The sequence below is a fragment of the Planctomycetia bacterium genome (assembly GCA_034440135.1).
Taxonomy (GTDB): Bacteria; Planctomycetota; Planctomycetia; order Pirellulales; family JALHLM01; genus JALHLM01.
Genome location: JAWXBP010000423.1, coordinates 1 through 22543 on the forward strand (window position 1 = coordinate 1; position 22543 = coordinate 22543).

The window sequence follows — 22543 nt, forward strand, 5'->3', positions numbered from 1 at the left end:
GTGCGGGGTCGGGAGACCCGCGCACAACAGCTACGGGCTCGTATCGTAACGAGGCCTGCCACGCGTCAGTCGGCCAGTCCGCCGAAGTCATCCGCCAGTCGCAGGAACACCTCCCGAGTCACCTCGGCCGGCACCGGCTGTCGCTGCTGACCGGGATAAACTTCATACCGGCGCAGGCTGAACACCCCGCCGCGTTCGGCCAGCAGTTCGTAATAGGCGATCCGCTCCTCGTCCCGTTGCGGCGGGATCGAGCGGAGTTGCACTACGCACCGGTCGGCGTCGACCTCGATTAGCCCGATCGGCTCGAGCAAGTAGCTCAATTTCGCCGCCAGCTTGCCGGCGTGTTCCTTGAGCTGCGCTGTTTCGGAGTTCGCCAATGCAGTAATGGTCACGCGAAACGTGTCGAATGCACACGCCAGGCGATCGATCGCCGACAGCTCTGCTTCCAGCTCGCGCCGATCATCGGCGACGCGCAGCACCGTTTGCCCAGTCACCGGAGGCGCGAGCGCCGCCCATGATTGGGCCACCTGATTTTTCCACGACATGTTCCCACCCCTTCATCAAGCGTCGATTGGCGAATGCATCCCCCACATTCACTGCCGACTTCCTACTTCTTCGCGGCCTTCCCCTCCGGCCGCACACTGTGTTCGTGCCCGTCGTACGAGATCACTGTCTTGACATCGTCCAAAACCGTCTCGATATGCACCGGCCGGGTCCACAATTTGACCAGGTTGGCCAGCGTGTCCCGCGCGTAGTTCGTCTGCAATTCTACGCCGTTGAAATCGTGCTCCAGGAACAGCTCCCCGCGATTCTTGTAATTGGCGTCGCGCACGCGGATCGACGGCCGGCCCCGGTTCGTGAGGCTAAACATCAGACGCTGCTTGATCTTGGGAAATTCCCGGGTTTCGATCTCATAGGCGTCGCTGTCCTCGTTGTAGCCAAACGAGAACATCTTGTGCCTTTGGCAGAATTCGAGCGTCAAGAACTCGTCGATGAACGTCAAGTCGTTGTGAATCCGGCGGACTTCGAAGATCTTTTCGCGCCCCTTGTTCTCCTCGGTGTTCCAGGTGCGCTTCGCCTCCAGGTCGTCGCATGCTTCATAGTCGCGCCCGTGGCGGCCGGTGTTCCAACGTTCCTCGATGCTCCGGTACATCTCCACGCCGAGCTTATACGGATTCAACCGGCCGGGCGAAGTGGCCAGCGTCCCCGCGTTGTGGTCGGCGTAGTTGATCACGTCCCCAGGCTCGAGTCCGTGCCGGGTCATGATCATCGAGTGCCAGTAGCTGGCCCAACCTTCGTTCATGATCTTCGTCTGCGCCTGCGGCACGAAGTAATAAGCTTCGTCGCGAATGATCGACAACACGTCCAACTGCCATGGTCGCAACGGAGCGTGTTCCAACAGGAACAGCATCACGTCGCGGGCGGGCGTGGCGGGAAAATTGCTTTCCGTGACCTGCCTTTGCTTGAGCGCCTCGGCCTCCTCGCGCATCACGCCGGGCGGATTGACGAATTGCTCCATGTAGCCTTTGGCCGCAAAACGCCCGGGACGCGGCGTCTCGTCTTCCGCGTCCGGCGCCGGCGTGTAGCGGATCGGATCATCGAACCGCTTGATCGCCTGCGAGTGGATGTCGATCAAGTCTTCGATGCTCAGACAAGCGTCGATGAATTGCTCGACTTCGTCGACGCCGAAGCGATCCATGTACCGGCGAATCCGGTTTCCATGATTCGCCATCTGGTCCATCATCTTGCGATTCGTGTACTTGAACCACTCGTTGCACTTGAAGAAATCGCAGTGGCCGTACACGTGGGCCATCACGAGCTTCTGGTCCGTCAGCCCGTTGGACCGCATCAGGTACGCGTAGCACGGATTGTTGTTGATCACCAACTCGTAGATCTTCTGCAACCCGTAGACGTAGCCCTTCGACAGCTCCTCGTATTCCATCCCGAATCGCCAATGCGGATACCGCGTGGGGAATCCGCCATAGGCCGCGATCGCATTGAGTTGGTCGTAGTCGACCACTTCGAAAATCGTCGGGAAGAAATCCAGCCCATAGCTGCGCGCATACCCTTCCATCTGGCCCTGAATATCAGCCAGGAAAGCCGGCAACGGTTCTGGGGAGTGGATGGACATGTTGACCGAATGAGGAATGATGAACGCGGAATGATGAATGAAGAAGCCTATGCCCGTTCGTCATTCGTCATTCTGCATTCATCATTTGCCTTTACCAAGGAACTGCTTAATCGCTCCATAAATCCCGTCCTTGTTTTTGATTTCCGAGATCACCAGGTTCTCGTTCTTTTCGCCGAGGCGGCCGTTCAATGCTCGCAGATAGTCGCCGCTGCCGTAGGGGCTTTCCACCTGGCCGTAACAGAACAGGTTCACCTGCGGCAGCAGCGTTTCACTCAGCATCTTCAAACTTTGTTCGTTGTCTTCGCCCCAGTTGTCACCATCGGAGAATTGAAAGCAGTACAGATTCCATTCCGCGGCGGGAAGTTCCTTTTCGATCAGTTCCATGCAGACGCGGTACGCACTGCTGATCCGCGTGCCGCCGCTTTCGCGGGTGTGATAGAAAGTGTGCTCGTCGACTGCTTTCGCCACGGCGTCGTGGATGATGTAGCGCGTTTCCAGACCCTGGTAGTTGGTTTTCAACCAGGCGTCGATCCAAAACGCCGTTGTGCGGACGATTTCCTTCTGCTCGTCGGTCATCGACCCGGAGACGTCCATCATGTAGATGGCGACCGCGTTCGCTTCCGGCTGGTTGATCGTCCGCCAGGAGCGGTAGCGCTTGTCGTCGCGAATCGGAACGATCTTGGGCTCGACCGGCTGGTAGGTGTTCGAGGAAATCTGCCGGCGCAAGGCTTCCATGTACGTCCGCTTGAAGTGCCGGAGCGATTCCGGACCCGTGCGGCGGATGCTGGAGTATTTCGTTTTTTCCTGTTCGAGCTGCGCCTTGCCTTTTGGTTCGATCCGCGGCAGTTCCAGTTCGTCGCCCAGGATTTGCGCCAACTCTTCCAGCGTGATATCGACTTCCAGGATATGCGCGCCGGGATCGCTGCCGGCCTGGCCTGTGCCGCCGTCTTCATCGCCCGGCTTGCCGATCTGATCGCCTTCCTCGCCTTCGCCCTGGCCGACGCCGCCGGAGCCGTTCTTGCCGTAACGAAAATTCGGCACGTCCAACTGCGGGATGGGAATGCTAACCAGATCGCGACCCTTCCGGCCGATCATCTCGCCGTGAGTCACGTATTTGCGGAGATTCTCTCGAATCTTACCGCGCACAATCTGGCGAAACCGCGACTGATCGCGGTCAATCTTCAACACCATTTCCCACCCCGAGTCTTTTTCAGTGTTTCACCACGGAGGGCACGGAGAACACGGAGAGGGAGGGGCGGGAATGACGAAGTTCTAATTGTGAATGTCGAATCAAATCCAAATTCCGAATGACTGAATGTTTTTCATCTCGCCTACACTGACCACTTCCACCCTCAGACATTCGTCATACGACATTCAAATGTGATTCGACATTCCGATTTAGAACTTCTCATTTCTCTCTCCTCCCTCCGTGTTCTCCGTGCCCTCCGTGGTGAGTTCTTCAAATCAACCTCGCTTTACATCTCCACGCGCGAAGATGCTCGCCACGTAGTTCAGTACGTCTGAGGCGCTTTCGTCGTCGTAGCCGTAGTCGCGGATCAGACGGCTTTTCACGACGTCGATCTTGGCCTGCGTGTCGGCGTCGACGACGTTGGTGACCAGGCTGGTGAGCTTGATCGAATCCTTCTGATCCTCGAACAGCTTGAGTTCCAACGCCTTGTGCAGCCGCTCGTTCGTCTTGTAGTCGAACGTCCGGCCGTCGATCGACAGCGCGCCGATGTAGTTCATGATCTCCCGGCGGAAATCGTCCTTGCGGCTTTCCGGGATGTCGATCTTGTCTTCGATCGACCGCATCAGCCGCTCGTCCGGCTCCTCGTACTGGCCGGTGAACTTGTTCTTGACCTTCTCACGTTGCGTGTAGGCCTTGATGTTGTCGATGTAGTTGCCGCCGAGGCGTTTCAATGCGTCGTCGTCGGCCGCGATCGCTCGCTGCACTTCGTTCTTGACGATGTTCTCGTACTCTTCCTTCACCACCTGGAGCAATTCCCGGTAGTGTTGCTTGACCTCTTCGTCGTTGATGAGGCTGTGATGCTTGAGCCCCGATTCCAACTCGTTCATCACCATGAACGGGTTGATCGACGTGGCCTCGGGGTGCGCCACCAGAGCGTTGGAAATCTTGTCCTGCACATAGCGCGGCGAAATGCCGAGCATGCCTTCGTGCGTGGACTGCTCGCGCAGTTCCTTGATGTTGTCCTCGGTGAAGCCCGGCAGCGTTTTGCCGTTGTAGAGCTTCAGCTTTTGCAGCAGCGTCAGACTGGCGTTCTTCGGTTGTTCGAGCCGTGTCAGAATCGCCCACATCGCCGCCATTTCGATGGTGTGCGGGGCGATGTGCTTGCCTTTGACCTTCTGCTTGTTGTAATCCTTCTCGTAGATCTTGATCTCGTCCGCCAGCGTGGTGACGTACGGGACGTCAATCTTCACGGTCCGGTCGCGCAGGGCTTCCATGAACTCGTTGTTCTGCAACCGGCGATATTCCGGCTCGTTCGTGTGACCGATGATCACTTCGTCGATATCGGTCTGCGCGAATTTCTTCGGCTTGACCTTGTGTTCCTGGCTCGCGCCCAGCAGGTCGTACAGGAACGCCACGTCGAGCTTCAAGACTTCGACGAACTCGATGATGCCACGGTTGGCGACGTTGAACTCGCCGTCGAAATTGAACGCCCGCGGATCGCTGTCGCTGCCGTATTCAGCGATCTTGCGGTAGTTGATATCGCCGGTCAGTTCCGTCGAGTCCTGATTTTTCTCGTCCTTTGGCTGGAACGTGCCGATGCCGATGCGGTCCTTCTCGCTGAGGATCAATCGCCGCACGCGAAGATCCTGAATCAGCCGCGTCCAGTCGCCGCCGTAGTGCTTGAGGCGATCCGTGTAGACATACCGGCAGAACGGGCAGAGTTCGCCGTTGATCTTGACCAGGTACTCGCCCGGCTCGCGCCCGGCGTTGAGTTGATCCGCCACGTCCTTGCGGAACCGTCCCGGAATAATGTGCAGCGGTTCCTCGTTCATCGGACACCACTGCGTGACGCTCGAATCTTCGAGCGAGACCCAGCCCATCGCGTACAACGCGCCGGCGTCAGTAGAGGTATAGCGCTCCACGCCTTTCTTCAACATCCGCGCGATGGTGCTCTTGCTGCTGCCGACCGGCCCGTGCAACAGCAGCACGCGGCGTTCGATGCCATAGCCCTGAGCAGCGCTGCGGAAGGCGTTGACCAGCGCCCGCAACGTCTCGTCCAAGCCGAACACCGCATCGCGGCCTTCGTCCTCGGGATCGGTGAAGAAGCGATAACGCACCTTCTTCTCGCGGTTCTTCTCATACGCTTCCACGCCGTACGAGGTGATCATGTCGTACAGCCGCTCGTAGGCGTTGCGCGTCACATCTGGGTGCTGTTTCACCAGCTCCAGATATTCGTCGAAGGAGCCTTCCCAGTTTTTCCGCTTGAACTGTTCGAGATCCTGGCGCTCCGCGATCAGATTGATGATGTTTTGTCCGCTGACCATCGAGCATCTCCCCCGGGTCGTGACGAACGAATTTCGTTCGCCATGGACGCGGTTCACCCTGTGTGTGTGCGAAAAATGAGGATCGGTATGAGGCGTTTCGGTATCCGAAAAATCGTGGGCAAGCGCGCGGGGACTGTCTGCAAGCGGGCGTAAACACCGCCGATTCGGCCAGCGGGCCTGAAGAGAGTTGGCGAGGCTTCCCGGTATGCCACCTTCGCGGCTGACGAAGCGTACTTGCCTTGTTCCCCGATCCTTGGTGTTGCCATCCGAGCGCAGGCGGAATCGGTCCGGTAGTTGACCTAAGCAATGCAAAGATCAGCCGGGCTGAGACCCGTGGCGTTCGAAAGCTCGCGGCGCGGAGCGCGCAGCGTCAAGGGCGGTTAAACCGACCTAGCACGAGCAATCGCCAAGGTAAGAGCGAACTTGGAAAAGAGCGTTCCGAGCCGTAAATGTTCGGCGATACCAGGCGGGAAGTCCGTCTTCTCTGAGCAAGCACCGCATACGAACCGACGTCAGCCGCCCCTTACGTCGTCGCCTAGCACTATCAATCAAGTATCGCCTCAATACCCTAGTGCGGCAATATCAATCTTGAGACATATGTGGCAGCAAGGCGATTTGACGCGCCTGAGTGCGGCATTCAACTACTTGCGCCGCAATGAGTTGTCACCACCGTTCGGCCTCGCGCCGGCGCAGCAATTTTTTGCTTGATGCGCTTTCCGTTAGAAATCGAAAACGGGAATGACCTCCGTCACTGCTGCGACAGGCCATCGTCAGGCTATTCGGATTCTGGCGGGATCGACGGTTATGGGGCAATCTTAAAATCGGCCTCGTACTGTCGCACCGCCTCGCCCAGTTGCCTTAGATTGTTGATCGCCCGCTGCTTGACGACGGCCTCTCGAGCCACCTGAATCGTCATTGGCAGACAGGCGAGAATCGGCAGATAGAGCGCCAATCGCACGATCCAGCCAGGTCGCGAGCGTCCTCGCAGGTCGCCGATGCCGACCCATAGCAAGGCGCCCCCAATGCCGAGGGGACCGCCTACGGACAGAACGGGTCCGGCTTAACAGAAGTAGTCGCACCGGCTGTTAATCGGCGCGTACTTTTTCTCGCCGTTGGGAAAACAGACCAGCCGGTTAACAGATGCGCGAGCGCGCGATGGCCCGGGAAGCGGGAAACAGAAGTTTTGTTCTACTTGGGCGGTGTGCAAAAATGGCGCTAAGGCATCATTTTTCCTTGTCGTTGGCGTTCGGGTGCATTACTGTTCTATCCTTGAATGTCTTGACGTCTTGGACTCCACTAAAACGAAGCATGAGCACCCGCTACCACACCTTGGACCACTGGCGCGGCATTGCGTGCCTGATCGTCGTAGTATTCCACTCGACGCACTACGTGGCTGACGCGTCGTTCGATGCTCGCGTGAAATCTGGCGGGGCATCAATCGCTGACGCCCTGATTTGGACGACCAGCCGCTTCTGGGTTGGCGTGCCAATGTTTTTCGTGATCTCGGGCTACTGTATCGCGGCCTCGGCATTGTCGCACGCTAAACACGAGCGACCAGCGGGCGAGTTTTTCAAGAGGCGGTTGCGGCGCATTTTTCCACCGTACTGGGCGCTATTCGTCGTCGCCATGGGGTTCGTGCTGCTTTGCCAGCGTTTGCTGGGCCACAACGGCAATCTGACGCCACCCTGGGAGTTGTCCGGATCGCAGTTACTTGGCAACCTGCTCTTGATTGAGACGTGGCGGTCCCACTTCTTCGGCGACGAAACGCGATTCTTCATGGGCCACGTCTGGACACTCTGCTATGAGGAGCAATTCTATCTCGCCACAGGGCTGATCTTGCTAACCTGTCGCAGATACTTCTTTCTCGGATGCCTGGGGCTAAGCCTGGTGGTGCTGGCCCTTCGTGCACTTCCCGATCGACCAAACTTCATTGCCGGACTTTTTCTCGACGGCTATTTCCTTCAATTTGCAGCAGGGATCGCCGTCTGCTATGCCGCGAACTTTGCCAATCGATTTGAGAAAGTGGCGACAGTCACTGCGCTGATCGTCGCTTTTGCCTGGTGCGTCAAGCAGCCCGGCCAGCTGCTAAGCCTACGGGCCAACTGGGAACAAAGCTACGCCGTGGCGTTTGCCTTTGCCGTCTTGCTGATTGCCCTGCACCGCCACGATCAACGGCTTAACAGCTTGAAGGTCCTCAAGCCGTTGGGCATCGCGGGTGTCATGTGCTATAGCCTCTATCTGGTCCACGCACCGTTTTGCGCGGTGTTGCGTCGGACGTTCTACGAAGCCGGTTTGACCACGCCGGGACAAACGCTGCTCGTCACGACGCCCGTATGCTTGGCACTGTCATGGGTTGTCGCCTGGCCCTTTCACGTATTTATCGAGCAGCGGTTTATGTCGAGCGGAAAGACCGAACGCTGAACTGAGGCCGATCGATCGCTACCGAGGAGCCCACGAAACGCCGCCCGGCGGGCGAAACTCGCCACCGCCCGGAAGCGTCGAAGATACGAAAGCGTCACGCCACGGCAGCGGCAATCGCCAAGCGAATTTCGGGAAAGGTCTCATGGTGGGTAAAACAGATCAGTCGCGGTTGCCATTGCACGAGCGACGCGTATCAACATGTGCTGCGCACGCCAGGCGCTCGACGAGTCGCACCGGCCACTGCTGTGACACCGCCGCGATGGAACGCTTCCTCCGGTCGACCAAGCACGAGAAGTTCGACACGCCAGTAGCCGCGCGCTTGAGCTGGTTCCAATGCGTCGAAACCTTCTGCCATACCGAACGGCTCCCCCAGGTCCTCTGCGTTCAGTCACCCACGGGGTGCGAAGCCGATCACGCCCCGGCCCAAGCGGCCTAACGAACAGCCCCCCGCTTGTGTCAGAAAGTCCTGGGGTGTCGCGCTTTGGATTTATGGCGCCGGAGGATTCCTCAACCAGCAAAGTCAAAGACGGCGCCCGCTACCGCTCAACCGCCTGTACTACGACGCCGAGCGGCACCGCAACCTGTGCAAGGAACTGGGTTTAGTCGTTTCGGTCAGCTGGTCCGGCAAGCGTGTCAATGGTCGCCATGGACGTTCCAGCAACGCCAGTTGCACCTTTTCTTTAATTTCATACTCTGTGACAAGGAATCTTGACCGCGCTGCCGATACCGGAAATGATGATTCCAGGTGGTAGGCTTCCGTTATGCGGCGATTCGTTTCAGCCATTTTGAGCCTGGTGATTGTCCTGCACGCGGTGCTGGGCTGCTGCTGGCATCATGCGCGCTGTGTCGAATCCGCCACGCGGCCGCACGAGCATGCCACGAGCAAATGCTGCCACCACCACGATGCTACCGGCGACGACGGTGACGACCCCCAGGACTCGTCGGACGATTGCCACGAGGCGAACTGTGTGTTCGTTCGTGGCGAGTACTCGCGAGTCGGCGATCTGGCAACGGAATTGGCACTCGTTGCAACCGTCGACGATGTGGCGACGCTGACATCCGCGACGCGCTGCGGCGCGCTGCGGCTCGGCGAAACTCGGATTTCTCATGCGCCAGCCGGACGGCTGCATCTGCGCTTGGGCGTGCTGCTCATTTGAACCGGCCGTGTGCGCCGTGTGATTCCTGACGGGCATTCCATGTAGTGGATGCTGCGCCGTCACATTTCTTCGGGACTTGCGCTTGGCAATTGCGCGCCTGCTGCGCGAAAGGTTCAATTATGGCTACCGCGAGCATTTCGTCTCATCGAGCCCGGCCGGGCGGCCGCTGGGGCTGGTTTGCCGCTGGCGCGGTGACGGTCGCGGCCGTCGCGGCGGCAACTTGGGGTTTCGGCGGGCCGCAGGTACGGGGTTGGTTGCTGGGTGCTCCCAAGTCCGACGGCACGGCGGCGCATGACGACGCGCACGAGCACGAAGACGAGCACGAGCATGCGGTCTCAGCCGACGTGCTGGAACTGAGTCCGCAGGCCGTGGCGAATTTGAACGTCCAACTGGCGACGATTGACCTGCGTGCTTACGAACGCGTGATCAGCATCCCCGGCATCGTGATTGAAGAACCGGGCAAGTCGCGGCTGGAAATCACCGCACCGCTGACGGGCGTCGTCACGAAGATTTCAGCGCATCAAGGCGATGCAGTCGAACCGGGGCAGTTGTTGTTTCAATTGCGGCTATCGCACGAGGAGTTGGTGCAGGCCCAGGCCGATTTCCTGCGTACCGCGGAAGAACTGGACGTGATCGGAAGGGAAGTGGCGCGTTTGGAAACGCTGGCGGATCAGGGAACCATCGCCGGTAAAACGCTGCTGGAGCGGCGCTATGAACAGCAAAAGGCCGAGGCGATGATTCGCGCGCAGCGTCAAGCGCTGATTCTTCACGGCTTTTCCGAAGAACAAGTCAACGATATTCAACGGACCAGAACGCTCTTGCAATTCCTGGATGTCGTCGCGCCGAGCGCGGAGATGACCGATGGCGCCGCCACGCCGCCGCGGTATCAAGTGCAGCAGTTGGCGATCGAACGCGGCCAGCACGTGAATGCCGGCGACGCTCTGGCCGATCTGGCCGATCATCAAACGCTGCTGATCGAAGGGATGGCGTTCGAGCGGGATATTCCCTCGATTCACGAACTGTCCAAGCGCGGCTGGAAGATTTCGGCCGTCATCGATCAGGAAAGCGGCCAATCGCAAGTGATCGAAGGGCTCGAATTGGCGTTCCTCAACGCGCAAGTTGATCCGGAGTCGAGGGCGTTTCACTTCTATGCGCGGTTGCCCAATGAGCTACTCTCCGCATCGTCCAACGGCGACATGAATCGGTCACTGACCTGGCGCTATAAGCCGGGGCAGCGCGTGCAACTGCGCGTGCCCGTGGAGAATCTGCCGGATCGCATCGTGCTGCCGGCCGCGGCGGTAGCCAAGGACGGCGTCGAAACCTACGTGTTCCAGCAAAACGGCAAAGCGTTCCAGCGGCGGCCCGTGCATGTCGAGGTGGAAGACCCGCAGTCGGTCGTGATTGCCAACGACGGCTCGCTCTTTCCCGGCGACCAGGTAGCGACCAATGGTGCTCAACAAATGTTGCTGGCGCTCAAAAACAAATCCGGCGGCGCGATCGACCCTCACGCTGGGCACAACCATTGAGGGACGATGCACCGCGGAGACACGGAGGGCGTGAGCATTCTTGAAACGCGGAGGCGCTGAAACGCGGAGGCGCTGAGACGCAGAGAAGGGAAGGGAGGAGGAGAGGAAGAGAGAGAGAGAGAGAGAGAGACGCGGCGTCCAAATACTGAAAACTGAACACTGAAAACTTCAAACTCCTCATGCTTAACGCCCTGATCCGCTTTGCACTGCGCTATCGCGCGCTCACCATCGTGGCGGCGCTGGCGACGTTGTTGTATGGCGGGTTTGAATTGACGCGATTGCCGATCGATGTGTTTCCCGACTTGAATCGGCCGCGGGTCACCATTCTGACGGAAGCGCCGGGCTTGGCGCCGGAGGAAGTCGAATCGCTGATCACGTTTCCATTAGAGTCGGCGGTCAACGGCGCGACAGGCGTGCAGGCGGTGCGTAGTACTTCGGGCGTGGGATTGTCCGTGGTCTATGTCGAGTTCGCGTATGGCACCGATATCTACATCGACCGGCAGATCGTGGCGGAGAAAATCGCGCTCGCGTCCGATCGCCTGCCTGCGGGCGTGCGGCCGCAAATGGCGCCAATGGCATCGATCATGGGGCAGATCCTGATTGTCGGCATGTACAGCGACTCCGGCAAGACGAATCCCATTGAGCTGCGCACCATCGCCGATTGGGTCGTGCGACAGCGGTTGCTGACCATTCCGGGCGTCGCCCAAGTGGTGACCATGGGCGGCGGCCGGAAGCAATACCAGGTGCTGGTCAATCCGGAGGCGCTGACGAAGTATGACCTGACGCTGCACGATGTTGAGCAAGCGCTGGCTCGTAACAACGCGAACGCGACGGGCGGTTATCTGGACGCGGGTGGGATCGAACTACTGGTGCGTTCGCTGGGACGCATCGCCAACCCGCGTGAACTGGAACAAGTCGTCGTGAAATCGGGTGTTGAGCGATCGGTACTGCTGGGACAGGTCGCGCGCGTTGTCGAAGCCGCGCAGGTCAAACGTGGCGACGCCGCGGTGAATGGGAAGCCGGCGGTGATGATCACGGTGTCCAAGCAGCCGGGCGCCGATACGCGCCGTCTAACTGATGACATCGTGCGGGCGCTCAAGGAATTGCAGCCGGCGTTGCCCAAGGACGTCGTCGTGAATTCCGAGGTGTACCAGCAGAAAGAGTTCATCGATCTGAGCATTCAGAACGTCATCGAAGCCTTGCGCGACGGCGGCGTGTTGGTGGTGATTGTACTCTTTTTGTTTCTGTTGAACTTCCGCACCACCTTCATCACGCTGACCGCGATTCCGTTGTCGATTGTCGTGACGGGGCTGATTTTCAAGTGGTTCGACATGTCGATCAACACCATGACGCTGGGCGGCCTGGCCGTGGCCATCGGCGAATTGGTCGATGACGCGATTGTGGACGTGGAGAACATTTTTCGTCGCTTGCGCGAGAATCGCCGCGCCGTGAAGCCATTGCCGGCCCTGCGCGTCGTGTACGAGGCCAGCTGCGAAGTCCGCAATTCGATCGTGTTCAGCACGATATTAGTCGTGCTCGTGTTCGTGCCGCTATTTGCCCTGGGCGGCATGGAAGGCAAGCTGTTCGTGCCGCTGGGCGTGGCGTATATCGTGTCGATTCTGGCCTCGCTCGTTGTGTCACTGACCGTGACGCCGGTGCTGGCGTATTGGCTGCTGCCGAACGCCAAGGTGATGGACCACGAGAAAGACGGCTGGCTGCTGCGGGTGCTCAAGCGGCTGGCGGGCTGGGCGATCCGCGTCAGCGTGCGGCATCCCTGGCCGATCTTGGGGGCGGTGGCCGCGGCGGTACTCGTCAGCGGGTTCACGGTCACGCAACTGGGACGCGACTTCTTGCCTCCGTTCAACGAAGGGAGCGTGCAGGTCAATGCACTGCTGCCGCCGGGGACGTCGTTGGAGGCGTCGAACCGGATCGGCGCGATGGTCGACGAGCGGATCAAGTCGATCGAAGGGGTCGTCGCGTTTGGACGTCGGACCGGTCGCGCGGAACTGGATGAACACGCCGAGGGGGTGAACGTCTCGGAAATCATCATCAGCTTTGATCCGCACAGCGAACGTTCGCGCGAGGAAGTGCTGGAAGAACTACGCGAAGAGTTGAGCAACGTTCCCGGTGTCGTGATCGCGGCGGAACAGCCCTTGCAGCACTTGATTTCGCACATGCTGTCGGGCGTTAAGGCGCAAGTGGGCATCAAGCTGTACGGCGACGACCTCAACATTCTGCGGAGCAAAGCCGAGGAGATGCGGAAAGCGATCGCGGACGTACCGGGCGTTACCGATCTGATGGTCGAGCAGCAGACCGAGATCAAGCAATTGCAGATCGTGCCCAAGCGCGATCAACTCGCGCGCTACGGATTGAACTCGGATGACGTGAATGAGCTGATCGAAACCGCGATGAACGGCCGCACGGTCTCCGAGATCGTCCAAGGCGAACGCAAATTCGATCTCATCGTGCGGCTCGATGACGAGTACCGCGAGGATCCCGAGAAACTGAAGCGGCTGTCGATGCAGGCGCCTGGCGGGGGAAGGATTCCGTTGTCCGCGGTGGCGGCGATCGACGAAGGCCTGGGCCCAAATACGATCAATCGCGAAAACGTGCGGCGACGCATCGTCGTGCAATGCAACACCTCGGGACGCGATTTGGGCAGTGTCGTGGAGGACATCGAAGCGCGGCTGGCGCCGCTGCGCGAGACTTTGCCGACCGGCTATTTCATCGAGTACGGCGGGCAATACGAGAGTCAGAAATCGGCAACGCGCATGATCGGGCTGTTGAGCCTCCTGTCGCTCATCGGCATGTTTCTCACGCTGTACACGTTGTTTCATTCAGTCAACATGACGCTCCAGGTGATGGCGGCGCTGCCGATGGCGGCGATCGGCGCCGTGGCGGCGCTGGTCGTGACCGGGCAGTCGCTGACCGTGGCCAGCATGGTCGGATTCATCTCGCTGGCCGGCATCGCGTCGCGCAACGGCATCTTGTTGATCGCCCATTACTTGCACCTGGTGCGACACGAAGGAGAAGGATTCACTCCGCAGATGATCGAACGCGCTGGGCGCGAACGGCTGGCGCCGATGTTGATGACGGCGCTCACCGCGGGGATCGCGTTGATCCCGCTGGTGTTGGCCGCCGGCGAGCCGGGCAAGGAAATCCTCTATCCCGTGGCGACCGTCATTCTCGGCGGCTTGATCAGTTCGACGCTGCTGGACTTCTTCGTCCACCCGGCCTTGTTCTGGTGCTTCGGCCGGCGCGACGCCGAGCACCAGTTGTCGCACCAGGAAGTCGATCCGCTGTCGACCGATTTCGTTCTTTCTCACCACGGCAGCTCCGCGAGCGCATCGCCGGCTGTCAATCCGCAACCAGCACATTAGCGAAGGTGATCCAGCATGCGAAACATCTTTAGTAACAAATCAAGCCGCACGCTTGGCGCCTGCGTGGCGACATTCTCGATCGCCATCGCCATCTCGCTGTCCGGCTGCAATCAACAACCGGCACAGGTTGCGCCGGCCCCGCAGAAAGGTCCAACGGAGGAGGCGCACGAACATGGCGCCCATGGCCAGCACGATGGCGACATCGTCGAACTCGGCGGCGGCGAGTACCACGCCGAAGTGGTTCACAATCACGATGCTCAGATGGTCACGGTTTATCTGTTCGACGAATTCTTGAAGAAGGCGACGCCGGTCGCCACGGAGTCCATCACCATCAATCTCACGGTCGACGGCAAGCCGAGCCAGTTCAAGTTGCCGGCAGCGCCCGACGCAAGCGATCCGGCCGGGACTTCGGCGCGCTACGAGCTGAAAGATGCAGCGCTATGCGACGCACTCGACGCCGCGGGAGTGGATGCCCGACTGAGCGTGATGATCCAAGGCCAGGCGTTCACGGGAACCATCGATCACGGCGGACATGATCATGAACATGATCACGACGAGGAAGGTCACAAGCATTGACTATCGATCGCAGCGAGCCTATTGCGGGAGAACGGGCGCTTCGGGAACGAGCAAGCTATTGACCTTCGAGTATTCTTTGCGTCGTGCCGCGTACTTGATCATGTATTCCGCCTTGGGATCGAAGGCGCGCGAACCGTCGACGCTCTGCGTATAGGCGCCGAGGGAGATATTCTGCATGAAGCCCAGCATCTGGCGGTCCGGCGCCAGTCCGATCACCATTCGTTTCTCCGGGTCAAAGCCGCCGAAGAGGAATTCCCGTCCGAGCGGCGCTGTGTGCAGCGTCATCGAGGTGAAGCAGACCAGCACCCAGCCGGTCCAGATACCGAAGAAGGCGCCGCCGGCGACGTCGAGCGGGCGAATGAAACGGACCTTGGTCTTAGAGATGAAGTCGGTGAGGCCGCGCAGAATCGTCAGCGAAATGGCGAACAGAAACCAGAGCGAAATGAAGTCGACCATGTAAGTGGCCCGACGCAGTGGCCCCACAGTCTCCAACCAGTTGGCGATCGGTTCCCAGAAATTGATGGTGATCAAGGCCGCGGTGGTCACATTCACCAATGCGATCGAGGCAGTCCACATGCCCTGCGGCATCAGCATGGCCAGCGTGGCAAACATCAGAATGACGGCGAGCAGAATCATCATGGCGAGGACAACCGACGGTGAGAATAACCAAAAAACAGTTCCACCTGAAACCGATGCGCTAGGCGGGCCCCTTTTCCGTGAGCACCCGGCGCAGTTCCTCCAGTGACGTGATACCACGGGCGACGAGGTGAATCCCCTCGGCCTGGAACGACTTCATGCCGGCTTTGCGGGCCTCGGCGCGAATCACGTCAATTCGCGGCGTCTTCACGATGGCTTCGCGGACGGCCTCATTTGGCGCCAGCAACTCGAAGATTGCGTGGCGTCCGCGATAGCCAACTCCGCCGCAATCGGGGCAGACGCTCTCCGGCTGCTCGGGCGGACGATAAAGGGCCTCGATGCGCCCGGCCGGGATGCCGAGTTGTTGCAACAACTGCGGCGTGGGCACGTAGGCTTCCTTGCAATTCTCGCAAAGCTTGCGCACCAGTCGCTGGCAAATGACGCCTGTCACCGCCCGGGCGAATTTCTCCGGCTTGGGCTTGATGGCCAGGCCGCGAAGCAACGCCTCGGCGGCCTCACGCGCGCGCACTGAGATCAGCATCGTGCGGTTGTCGTCCATCTGGTCGCAGAGGACGTCGAGCGTCATGGCGTTGGTCGGCTCGCGAACCACGATGACGTCCGGATACTCGCGGAGAATCTTGAGCATCTTCTGATCGGGCGTCTCGTTCGCGGCGGCGCTCCAAGTATGAAGATTGACATTCTCCACCAGGATTTCCTGACGCGAGACTTCCTCGAGCGCGATGAAACTGCGGAGATAGCGATCCATCGAGCCGATCGTGGCGTTGAACAGCGTCGTCAATCCCTCGCCCGGCGGCGTGGAAATAATGACCAGGCCCGGCGGGGTTTCCAGAATCAGTTTGTACTGCTCTTCGATCGGCGGTCGCATGCCGAGGTCCGGCAGACGTTTTCCCTTGGCATAGCCTTCATCGATCTGCACCACGACGCGTTCGCCCGTGGCGGTGCCTTGGCACGTGATCCGCGTGGGAAACTTGTGGTTGTGATACTCGAAAGTGAACTTGCCTGCTTGCCGCGCGCGGCGTTCTTCCGGCTTGAGATGCGCGATTTGCTTCCAAACGGACAACTGCTCGTCGGCCGGCTCGCGCTCTTGCGACTCGGCGGATTGCCAGACGCCGTCCACCAGGTGCTGCACGTTGGCCGCTTCCTGCGAGTAGTCGAGCATGATCGACGAAGCACGGAGTTCCACGGCGTCAGCCAGCGTCTGGCGGGCAAAGTTAAAGCCGAGCTCGTAGTTCTTGGCCAATAGCAGGTTGGCGTTGTTCTGAATATCGTCGGCCCCTTCGGCGATCAGTTTGACCGGCGGTCCTTTTTCGGAGCTGGACCTCGATTCCGTGGCGATCTTCACGCCGACCTTGCCGGCCTTGCCGGAGAACCAATGGCGCAAGTGGTCGGGCGTCATCACGCGCTCATGCGCCATCACTTTCCGATTGCGCACCAGCACGTAGGCGGCCACTGGAGTGACATAACCCAGCAACAAGAGCGCTGTGAAGCCGGCCCAGAAGACTGGAATCTTCCACATCGCGATGTAGAGCACGATGAAGGCGAAGAACACAACCACGTTCCAGGTTTGCCACCCGAACCGGTTCTTCACCGAGTCTTGCCCCACCCAGTCGGCCGTGTAGACCCAGGCGACGAACACGAACCAGCCGGCGAAGAGCTTCAACATGCTCAAGTACCAGCCCGGGCCGCGCGTCACGGTCTGATTCTGCAACGGATAGTCCGGCCAGGCCTGCTCGGCAAGCGCAACCGTCGGCTCGGCGAGCACGACGACCACCGCGAGAAGCAACAGCAACGTCAAGGAACGGCGCGACATAAGCAACAACATTCGCCTGTTGAGAAAACAAACTACAAAACGCGGGCGATGATTGACTCACCTGCCGCGCCTACTCCACCGACTGAACCTTGTCCTAGAAAATGCCGGGTTGGCTGACAGTGATGCCCTTGAGGGCCATCCGCAGCGCTTCGACGTTCGGCGCGACTTCGAAAGCCGTGGCGCGGTCGATCAATTCCTTGTCGACCAACTCCTTCAGGCTCATCGTGAAGTCTTGCATCCCTTCCAATTGGCACGCCCGGATCGCATCCGGCAGATTCTCGTCGCGTTCTTCCAACACCAGCTTCTTGATCGTCGGATTGAACGTCATGATCTCCACCGTCGGCACGCGGCCGACGCCGGGCTTGATCGACTTCAACAACTTCTGCGCGACGATGCCCTTCATGTTGAAGGTGATCGCGCTGCGCAGGCTGGAATGCATGTCCTGCGGAAACAAGTCGAGAATACGGCCAATCGTGGACGGCGCACTCGAAGCGTGAATCGTGCCGAACACCAAGTGCCCCGTCTCCGCGGCGTGAATGGCGGTCATGAACGTTTCTTTATCCCGCATTTCGCCGACGAGCATCACGTCGGGATCTTCGCGGACCGCATGCTTCATCCCGATCTCGAAGTTCTTCACATCCAGGCCGACTTCGCGCTGGTTGATGATGCACTTGTCTTCCTGGAACACGAACTCGATGGGGTCTTCGAGCGTCAGGATGTGCTTGCGGTAGTTCTGATTGATGAAGTTGAGCATTGACGCGATCGTCGTGCTCTTGCCGGAGCCGGTGACGCCGGCCAGCAACACCATGCCTTGGTCGAACTTGCAGAGATCCTCGATCACGGGCGGCAGGTTTAGCCCAGCGAAGTTGGGAATCCAGGCGTTCACGCGCCGGGCCACCATGCCGACGTGGCCGAGTTGTTGCAGCAGGTTGACGCGGAAACGCCAGATGTGGCCGTCAACATCCACGGTGTAAGCGAAGTCCGCGCCGCCGGTCTCGTCGAAGATATTGCGCAGCCGCTCGCTCATCATGGGGAAGCAGAGCCGGACCATCTCGGCGTCGTCGATCGGCCCGCGGTTCATCGGCCGCAAAGTGCCGTTGACGCGCACGAAGGGAGGGCGACAGGCCTTGAGGTGCAAGTCGCTGCCTTCCAGCTTCACGAGCGCCCGGAAGAGCTTGTCGATTTCCAGCTCTTTCCGCTTGCCACTAAAGCGATCCATGTCCTCGGCAAGGTTCGTCGTCATGTCCGCCGCCTCAGGTTTTGCCTTCGGAGTCGCCGGCTCCTTGGTCACGGGAGCGGCCGGTTCCTTGTTCGATGTCGCCATCTGTTCCTGTGGTTGCTGAAATCCGTTTGTTCGCAAGGCGAAAAGGAAAGCGTTGGACGGGACCTACGATGGTCGAGGAACGACGAATTTCTAAATCTGAATGTCGAATCAAAATCGAATGTCGAATGACGAAGCGTCGCGAACGGCGCACAGCCATTCGTCATTCCGTCATTTGGCATTCATTTGACATTCAGATTTAGAAATTCGTCGTTCACGCTCCCGTATCTTGGTCCTGCCAATTCCGTCCGATTCGCCCTCGTCCTCCCGGGTCGCGACTCCGAGCCTCTTCTTATGCGACCAGGGCCTCTTGCTTCATGCGCACCGGGATGCCCCGGGAGCGCATGATCTGTTTAGCTTCCGTAATCGTGTACTGTCCAAAGTGAAAAATACTGGCGGCCAGAGCCGCTTCGGCGTGGCCTAACAAGATCGCGTCCGCTAAGTGTTCGGGGGAACCGGCGCCGCCGCTGGCGACTACCGGGATGCCGACCGCGTCCGCCACGGCGCGGGTGATTTCGAGGTCATAGCCGTTCTTGGTGCCATCGGCGTCCATCGAGGTGAGCACGATCTCGCCGGCGCCGAGTCGTTCGACTTCGCGCGCCCAATCGACAGCTTCCAGGCCTGTGCCGACGCGGCCGCCGTTGATGTGGACTTCCCAAACTTCACGGCCATCGCGCTGCACGCGCTTGGGATCGATGTTGACAACGATGCACTGGCTGCCGAAGCGTTCCGCGGCGCGGCGTACGAATTCGGGATCGCGCGGCGCGGCGGAGTTAATGGAGACTTTATCGCAACCGGCGTTGAGCAACTGCCGGATGTCGTCGAGCGTACGAATGCCGCCGCCGACGGTGAGCGGCATGAAGATCACTTCCGCCGTGCGTCGCACGACGTCGAGCATGATCTCGCGCCCTTCGTGGCTGGCGGTGATGTCCAGAAACACCAACTCGTCGGCGCCTTCGGCTTCATAGCGCGAGGCGACTTGAACGGGGTCGCCAGCGTCGCGAAGCTGCAGAAAATTCGTCCCTTTCACCACCCGGCCACGGTCGACATCCAGACACGGAATCACGCGTTTGGCCAACATCAGTTGCCGATGAGAGGGAAGGGTGTGGAGCAAAAAATCGTGCGACGGCGCACGAAAACTTCACTCTAAGCCGCACAGCGCACACGGTCAACGCCCCGCGGGATGTGATTTGCGCATGCGAGCGCGAATTAACCGCAGGATTGACGCTTCGTCGACACTCGCCCGCATGACGTCGCCACTGAAAAAGCGCGGGTGCCTGGGGCTGCGGCGAGTCAAGGAGGCGACCAAGTCAAATCAGCTGGGGCATTGTGGCGATTTGTTGACGAGCCAAAACGAAGCCCCTGCGTTTCGACGATGGCGATGGCGCAATGATTGCCCCTGCCCCAGGCACCCACGCTTAATTTCAAACCGTGCGCAACGTGCCAAAGGTGGGCGCTCGCGCTAGCCGAGATACGTGCGGACGGCGTCCCAGGCCATGGCGCCGGCGGCGCTGGCGGACGGGGCCTTACGATCGAACTCGTAGGCGTTCATTTCCAGGAGCAGGAAGATGCACGCGATGATCAGCGCCAGCAACGCCAGGGCCATCAGCACCGTGTACACGTTCGATTTGGGCTTCTCGACGTAAACGCCGCGGCCGGAATCAGCGTAACCGGGAGTAGACACGGTCTTCCTTTTCGATCGAGCCTTGGCGGGTTTCGGGAATGATCTTGGCGACCGACTTGTCCGGCTCGGTCTGCAGGATTTCGACGGCGCCCAGGTAGCGTTGGCTATCCGGACCTTGGCGGACGACTTCCAGCCGATCCCCCTTCTTCAAACCTTCGTCGGCGCCCACGGACAACTCGACCAGGCCGCCCGCGCGAACCGCGAGGACGATGCCGTCGATGCTGGGCGGGCCGGCGGTTTCGAATTCCGAGATACCGCGACGATCCAAGATGGACGAGATGCGGGCCACTTGTTCGGCCAGTTGTGTGTTGCGCGATTTGAGCGTGGACAACTCGTTGGCGGCCTGATGCAGATCATCGGTGCGGGCGACCATCTGCCGGAAGGCGGCGTCCTGCGCGGTTTTCGCGGAGACGATGCCGTCACGGAGGTCGGAAATCTGCGTTCGCAATTGAGCTAGTTCAGTCTGCGCGGCGTTCATGCCTTCGACCGATTTCCGCATTTCTTCTTTCAGCGCGGCTTCGGTCGCTTGCAGTTCATTGCGCTCCGTACCCAGCTGCGAGACTTCCTGTTGCAGCTTGGCGATCGATTCCTTGCTCAGGTTCTGTTCCGCGGTGAGCGCGGCTTCCAGCTTGGTGACTTCTTCTTCGAGTGCCGAGCGTTCCTGATTGGCGACTTGCAGCAGCGATTCCAGACCGGTGCCCGGGGCCTTCACACGTGCGCGCCAATTGGTGTGCGTGGAGTACACCATGATCGACAACGTCATGAACACGATTGTCATGACAAAGATGAACACAGTGAGAATCTTGCCGACGAGGTTCATCCAGCCACTCCATCAGCCGCGCAATGCGGCGCGGTTCGCCAAGGGGGATCCTAAATCTTGCTACGTGCCCGACCCAGGACGGGCTGAGCGGTTCCGGTCGCGTCGTTCTCGCATCCCTGTTTCGCTTCGCAAGGCCCCGAAAGGCCACGGTCGGCGGAACGTAACATCCTGTACACGGACGGAATACGACGCAAAATGATTCCCTGAGTATAAGCAGTGAAAAACTGGGGTGTCAACGAAATTCAGATCGACAGGGCAATCTGGATGGGAACCCACCGTAGGTCAGGCTTTCCAGCCTGACTGTTCAGGCTAAAGCGTCGAATCCCGGAAGCGTCAGGCTGGAAAGCCTGACCTACGGGACCCCTCATATTACGGGGGGCGATTCCGCGTTTTCGGAAACCAAGGTGGGGCCGGCGACGGTAGAATCGGTATTCAACTACTACCTGGGACCGCACGGCGAATGGCCCTGATCGAATTAAAGGAAGTTCGTAAGACGTATGACCTAGGCGAGGTCAAAGTCCGGGCTTTGCGCGGCGTGACCTTGAATATCGAACAGGGAGAATACGTCGCGTTGCTGGGGCCGTCCGGCTCCGGGAAATCGACCCTGATGAACACGCTGGGCTGCCTGGATCGCCCCACCAGCGGCAGTTATCTGCTGGCAGGCGAAGAAGTCGTCGAAATGTCGCAGGATGAACGGGCGCGGCTGCGGAATCGGCGGATTGGCTTCGTTTTCCAGAGCTTCAACCTGCTGGCGCGGACGAGCGCCGTCGAAAACGTCGAGTTGCCGCTGCTTTACTCCCCGGACATTACCGCTAAGGAGCGGCGCGGCCGGGCGGTCGAGCTACTGAAGAAGGTCGGGCTGGGAGACCGGCTCGACCATCACCCCGGGCAACTTTCCGGCGGGCAACAGCAACGTGTGGCGATTGCCCGGGCACTGGCCAACCAGCCGGCGATTCTCATGGCCGACGAGCCGACCGGCAATCTGGATAGCCGGACGAGCCGGGAGGTTATCGAACTGTTTCGGCGGTTAAACGAAGACGCGGGGATCACCGTGATCTTGGTCACCCACGACCAGGACGTCGGCCGCAACGCGAAGCGGGCGCTCGTCCTGCGCGACGGCCTGGTCGTGGAGGACACCACAGACTTTGACCAGGCGTTACACGCGTTGCATTCGGCCGGACTCGAACCGATCGAAACGGCAGAAGAGTCATAAACGCGCAAACCGCACCTGCAATCGCAGCCGAATCAAGACTGCATGAGAACGCACGCAGGGAAGCGGCGGCTCTGGCAATGGGCGGCGGGCGGATTGTTGGCCTGGGCCAATCTTCCGGACGTATCGATTGCGCAAGAGCCGTGGAGATTTCTGTTGCCGGAGCAACGACGGATCGAAATCCGCGATCCGTCGCAAATGCGCCGCGCGCGAATTCCTTCGTCCTTGCCTCCGCCGACGGTGAGCAATCTCCCCACCGGGCTGCGTCAACAGTATTTGGGGCTAGACGACGCGATTCAGATCTCGCTGCGCAACTCAGAAGTGATTCGCGTATTGA

The 22543-nt window shown here is 59.8% G+C and carries 19 protein-coding genes; 7 read left to right on the forward strand and 12 right to left on the reverse strand.

All coding sequences use genetic code 11. The features are described from left to right. Positions 1-65 precede the first annotated feature (65 nt). The 5 genes from SGJ19_24570 to SGJ19_24590 form a co-directional block, all read right to left on the reverse strand. Entirely contained in the window at positions 66-545 is a 480-nt protein-coding gene (locus SGJ19_24570) for a hypothetical protein (protein MDZ4783433.1), read from the reverse strand. Between the two features lie 62 nt (positions 546-607). After that, complete coding sequence (locus SGJ19_24575; protein MDZ4783434.1) at positions 608-2131, reverse strand: SpoVR family protein; 1524 nt, start codon at positions 2129-2131, stop codon at positions 608-610. A gap of 81 nt (positions 2132-2212) precedes the next feature. Further along, a complete protein-coding gene (locus SGJ19_24580) occupies positions 2213-3322 on the reverse strand; it encodes a DUF444 family protein (protein MDZ4783435.1) in 1110 nt (369 codons plus the stop codon). A 273-nt stretch (positions 3323-3595) separates the two neighbouring features. After that, complete coding sequence (locus SGJ19_24585; GenBank protein MDZ4783436.1) at positions 3596-5644, reverse strand: serine protein kinase; 2049 nt, start codon at positions 5642-5644, stop codon at positions 3596-3598. An 802-nt stretch (positions 5645-6446) separates the two neighbouring features. Then, a complete protein-coding gene (locus SGJ19_24590) occupies positions 6447-6656 on the reverse strand; it encodes a hypothetical protein (GenBank protein MDZ4783437.1) in 210 nt (69 codons plus the stop codon). Between the two features lie 296 nt (positions 6657-6952). Here SGJ19_24590 and SGJ19_24595 point away from each other — a divergent pair, with 296 nt between their 5' ends. The 5 genes from SGJ19_24595 to SGJ19_24615 all read left to right on the forward strand — a co-directional run bounded on the left by SGJ19_24595 (position 6953) and on the right by SGJ19_24615 (position 14704). Then, entirely contained in the window at positions 6953-8065 is a 1113-nt protein-coding gene (locus SGJ19_24595) for an acyltransferase (protein MDZ4783438.1), read from the forward strand. A 761-nt stretch (positions 8066-8826) separates the two neighbouring features. Further along, on the forward strand, positions 8827-9222 hold the full coding sequence (locus SGJ19_24600) for a hypothetical protein (GenBank protein MDZ4783439.1): 396 nt from the start codon (positions 8827-8829) through the stop codon (positions 9220-9222). 119 nt (positions 9223-9341) lie between these two features. Beyond that, positions 9342-10748, forward strand: coding sequence for an efflux RND transporter periplasmic adaptor subunit (locus SGJ19_24605; GenBank protein MDZ4783440.1), 1407 nt, complete (start codon positions 9342-9344; stop codon positions 10746-10748). A gap of 179 nt (positions 10749-10927) precedes the next feature. After that, entirely contained in the window at positions 10928-14128 is a 3201-nt protein-coding gene (locus SGJ19_24610; protein MDZ4783441.1) for an efflux RND transporter permease subunit, read from the forward strand. A 15-nt stretch (positions 14129-14143) separates the two neighbouring features. Beyond that, positions 14144-14704 carry a hypothetical protein gene (locus SGJ19_24615; protein MDZ4783442.1) on the forward strand — a complete coding sequence of 187 codons (561 nt, stop codon included), beginning with the start codon at positions 14144-14146 and terminating at the stop codon, positions 14702-14704. A gap of 18 nt (positions 14705-14722) precedes the next feature. On the opposite strand, the gene SGJ19_24620 is transcribed toward SGJ19_24615, so the two are convergent. From SGJ19_24620 to SGJ19_24650, 7 genes are all read right to left on the reverse strand, one after another. Then, positions 14723-15343 carry a CvpA family protein gene (locus SGJ19_24620; GenBank protein MDZ4783443.1) on the reverse strand — a complete coding sequence of 207 codons (621 nt, stop codon included), beginning with the start codon at positions 15341-15343 and terminating at the stop codon, positions 14723-14725. 58 nt (positions 15344-15401) lie between these two features. Next, on the reverse strand, positions 15402-17171 hold the full coding sequence (locus SGJ19_24625; GenBank protein ID MDZ4783444.1) for an ATPase, T2SS/T4P/T4SS family: 1770 nt from the start codon (positions 17169-17171) through the stop codon (positions 15402-15404). A gap of 94 nt (positions 17172-17265) precedes the next feature. Beyond that, positions 17266-18414 (reverse strand): PilT/PilU family type 4a pilus ATPase, encoded by a 1149-nt coding sequence (locus tag SGJ19_24630; GenBank protein MDZ4783445.1) that lies wholly within the window; start codon positions 18412-18414, stop codon positions 17266-17268. Positions 18415-18424: 10 nt separating this feature from the next. After that, positions 18425-18652 (reverse strand): hypothetical protein, encoded by a 228-nt coding sequence (locus tag SGJ19_24635; GenBank protein MDZ4783446.1) that lies wholly within the window; start codon positions 18650-18652, stop codon positions 18425-18427. Between the two features lie 132 nt (positions 18653-18784). Then, on the reverse strand, positions 18785-19573 hold the full coding sequence (gene hisF / locus SGJ19_24640; protein ID MDZ4783447.1) for an imidazole glycerol phosphate synthase subunit HisF: 789 nt from the start codon (positions 19571-19573) through the stop codon (positions 18785-18787). Between the two features lie 381 nt (positions 19574-19954). Further along, a complete protein-coding gene (locus SGJ19_24645) occupies positions 19955-20176 on the reverse strand; it encodes a hypothetical protein (protein ID MDZ4783448.1) in 222 nt (73 codons plus the stop codon). Further along, positions 20154-20996 (reverse strand): hypothetical protein, encoded by an 843-nt coding sequence (locus SGJ19_24650; protein MDZ4783449.1) that lies wholly within the window; start codon positions 20994-20996, stop codon positions 20154-20156. Before SGJ19_24650 ends, SGJ19_24645 begins: the two co-directional genes overlap by 23 nt. A gap of 460 nt (positions 20997-21456) precedes the next feature. On the opposite strand from SGJ19_24650, the gene SGJ19_24655 reads away from it, so the two are divergent. Together SGJ19_24655 and SGJ19_24660 are read left to right on the forward strand one after the other, a co-directional pair. Continuing rightward, the gene (locus SGJ19_24655) at positions 21457-22209 is read left to right on the forward strand and encodes an ABC transporter ATP-binding protein (GenBank protein MDZ4783450.1); all 753 of its coding nucleotides are present in this window, start codon (positions 21457-21459) and stop codon (positions 22207-22209) included. Between the two features lie 42 nt (positions 22210-22251). Continuing rightward, the coding region (locus SGJ19_24660) for a hypothetical protein (GenBank protein MDZ4783451.1) at positions 22252-22543 on the forward strand (292 nt) is incomplete at its 3' end.

Bases quoted from the DNA above. Each gene is read 5' to 3' on its own strand.
- SGJ19_24570 (MDZ4783433.1), bottom strand. From the start codon at position 545: ATGTCGTGGAAAAATCAGGTGGCCCAATCATGGGCGGCGCTCGCGCCT.
- SGJ19_24575 (MDZ4783434.1), bottom strand. From the start codon at position 2,131: ATGTCCATCCACTCCCCAGAACCGTTGCCGGCTTTCCTGGCTGATATT.
- SGJ19_24580 (MDZ4783435.1), bottom strand. From the start codon at position 3,322: ATGGTGTTGAAGATTGACCGCGATCAGTCGCGGTTTCGCCAGATTGTG.
- SGJ19_24585 (MDZ4783436.1), bottom strand. From the start codon at position 5,644: ATGGTCAGCGGACAAAACATCATCAATCTGATCGCGGAGCGCCAGGAT.
- SGJ19_24595 (MDZ4783438.1), top strand. From the start codon at position 6,953: ATGAGCACCCGCTACCACACCTTGGACCACTGGCGCGGCATTGCGTGC.
- SGJ19_24600 (MDZ4783439.1), top strand. From the start codon at position 8,827: ATGCGGCGATTCGTTTCAGCCATTTTGAGCCTGGTGATTGTCCTGCAC.
- SGJ19_24605 (MDZ4783440.1), top strand. From the start codon at position 9,342: ATGGCTACCGCGAGCATTTCGTCTCATCGAGCCCGGCCGGGCGGCCGC.
- SGJ19_24610 (MDZ4783441.1), top strand. From the start codon at position 10,928: ATGCTTAACGCCCTGATCCGCTTTGCACTGCGCTATCGCGCGCTCACC.
- SGJ19_24615 (MDZ4783442.1), top strand. From the start codon at position 14,144: ATGCGAAACATCTTTAGTAACAAATCAAGCCGCACGCTTGGCGCCTGC.
- SGJ19_24620 (MDZ4783443.1), bottom strand. From the start codon at position 15,343: ATGATGATTCTGCTCGCCGTCATTCTGATGTTTGCCACGCTGGCCATG.
- SGJ19_24625 (MDZ4783444.1), bottom strand. From the start codon at position 17,171: ATGTCGCGCCGTTCCTTGACGTTGCTGTTGCTTCTCGCGGTGGTCGTC.
- SGJ19_24630 (MDZ4783445.1), bottom strand. From the start codon at position 18,414: ATGACGACGAACCTTGCCGAGGACATGGATCGCTTTAGTGGCAAGCGG.
- SGJ19_24635 (MDZ4783446.1), bottom strand. From the start codon at position 18,652: ATGGCTGTGCGCCGTTCGCGACGCTTCGTCATTCGACATTCGATTTTG.
- hisF (MDZ4783447.1), bottom strand. From the start codon at position 19,573: ATGTTGGCCAAACGCGTGATTCCGTGTCTGGATGTCGACCGTGGCCGG.
- SGJ19_24650 (MDZ4783449.1), bottom strand. From the start codon at position 20,996: ATGAACCTCGTCGGCAAGATTCTCACTGTGTTCATCTTTGTCATGACA.
- SGJ19_24655 (MDZ4783450.1), top strand. From the start codon at position 21,457: ATGGCCCTGATCGAATTAAAGGAAGTTCGTAAGACGTATGACCTAGGC.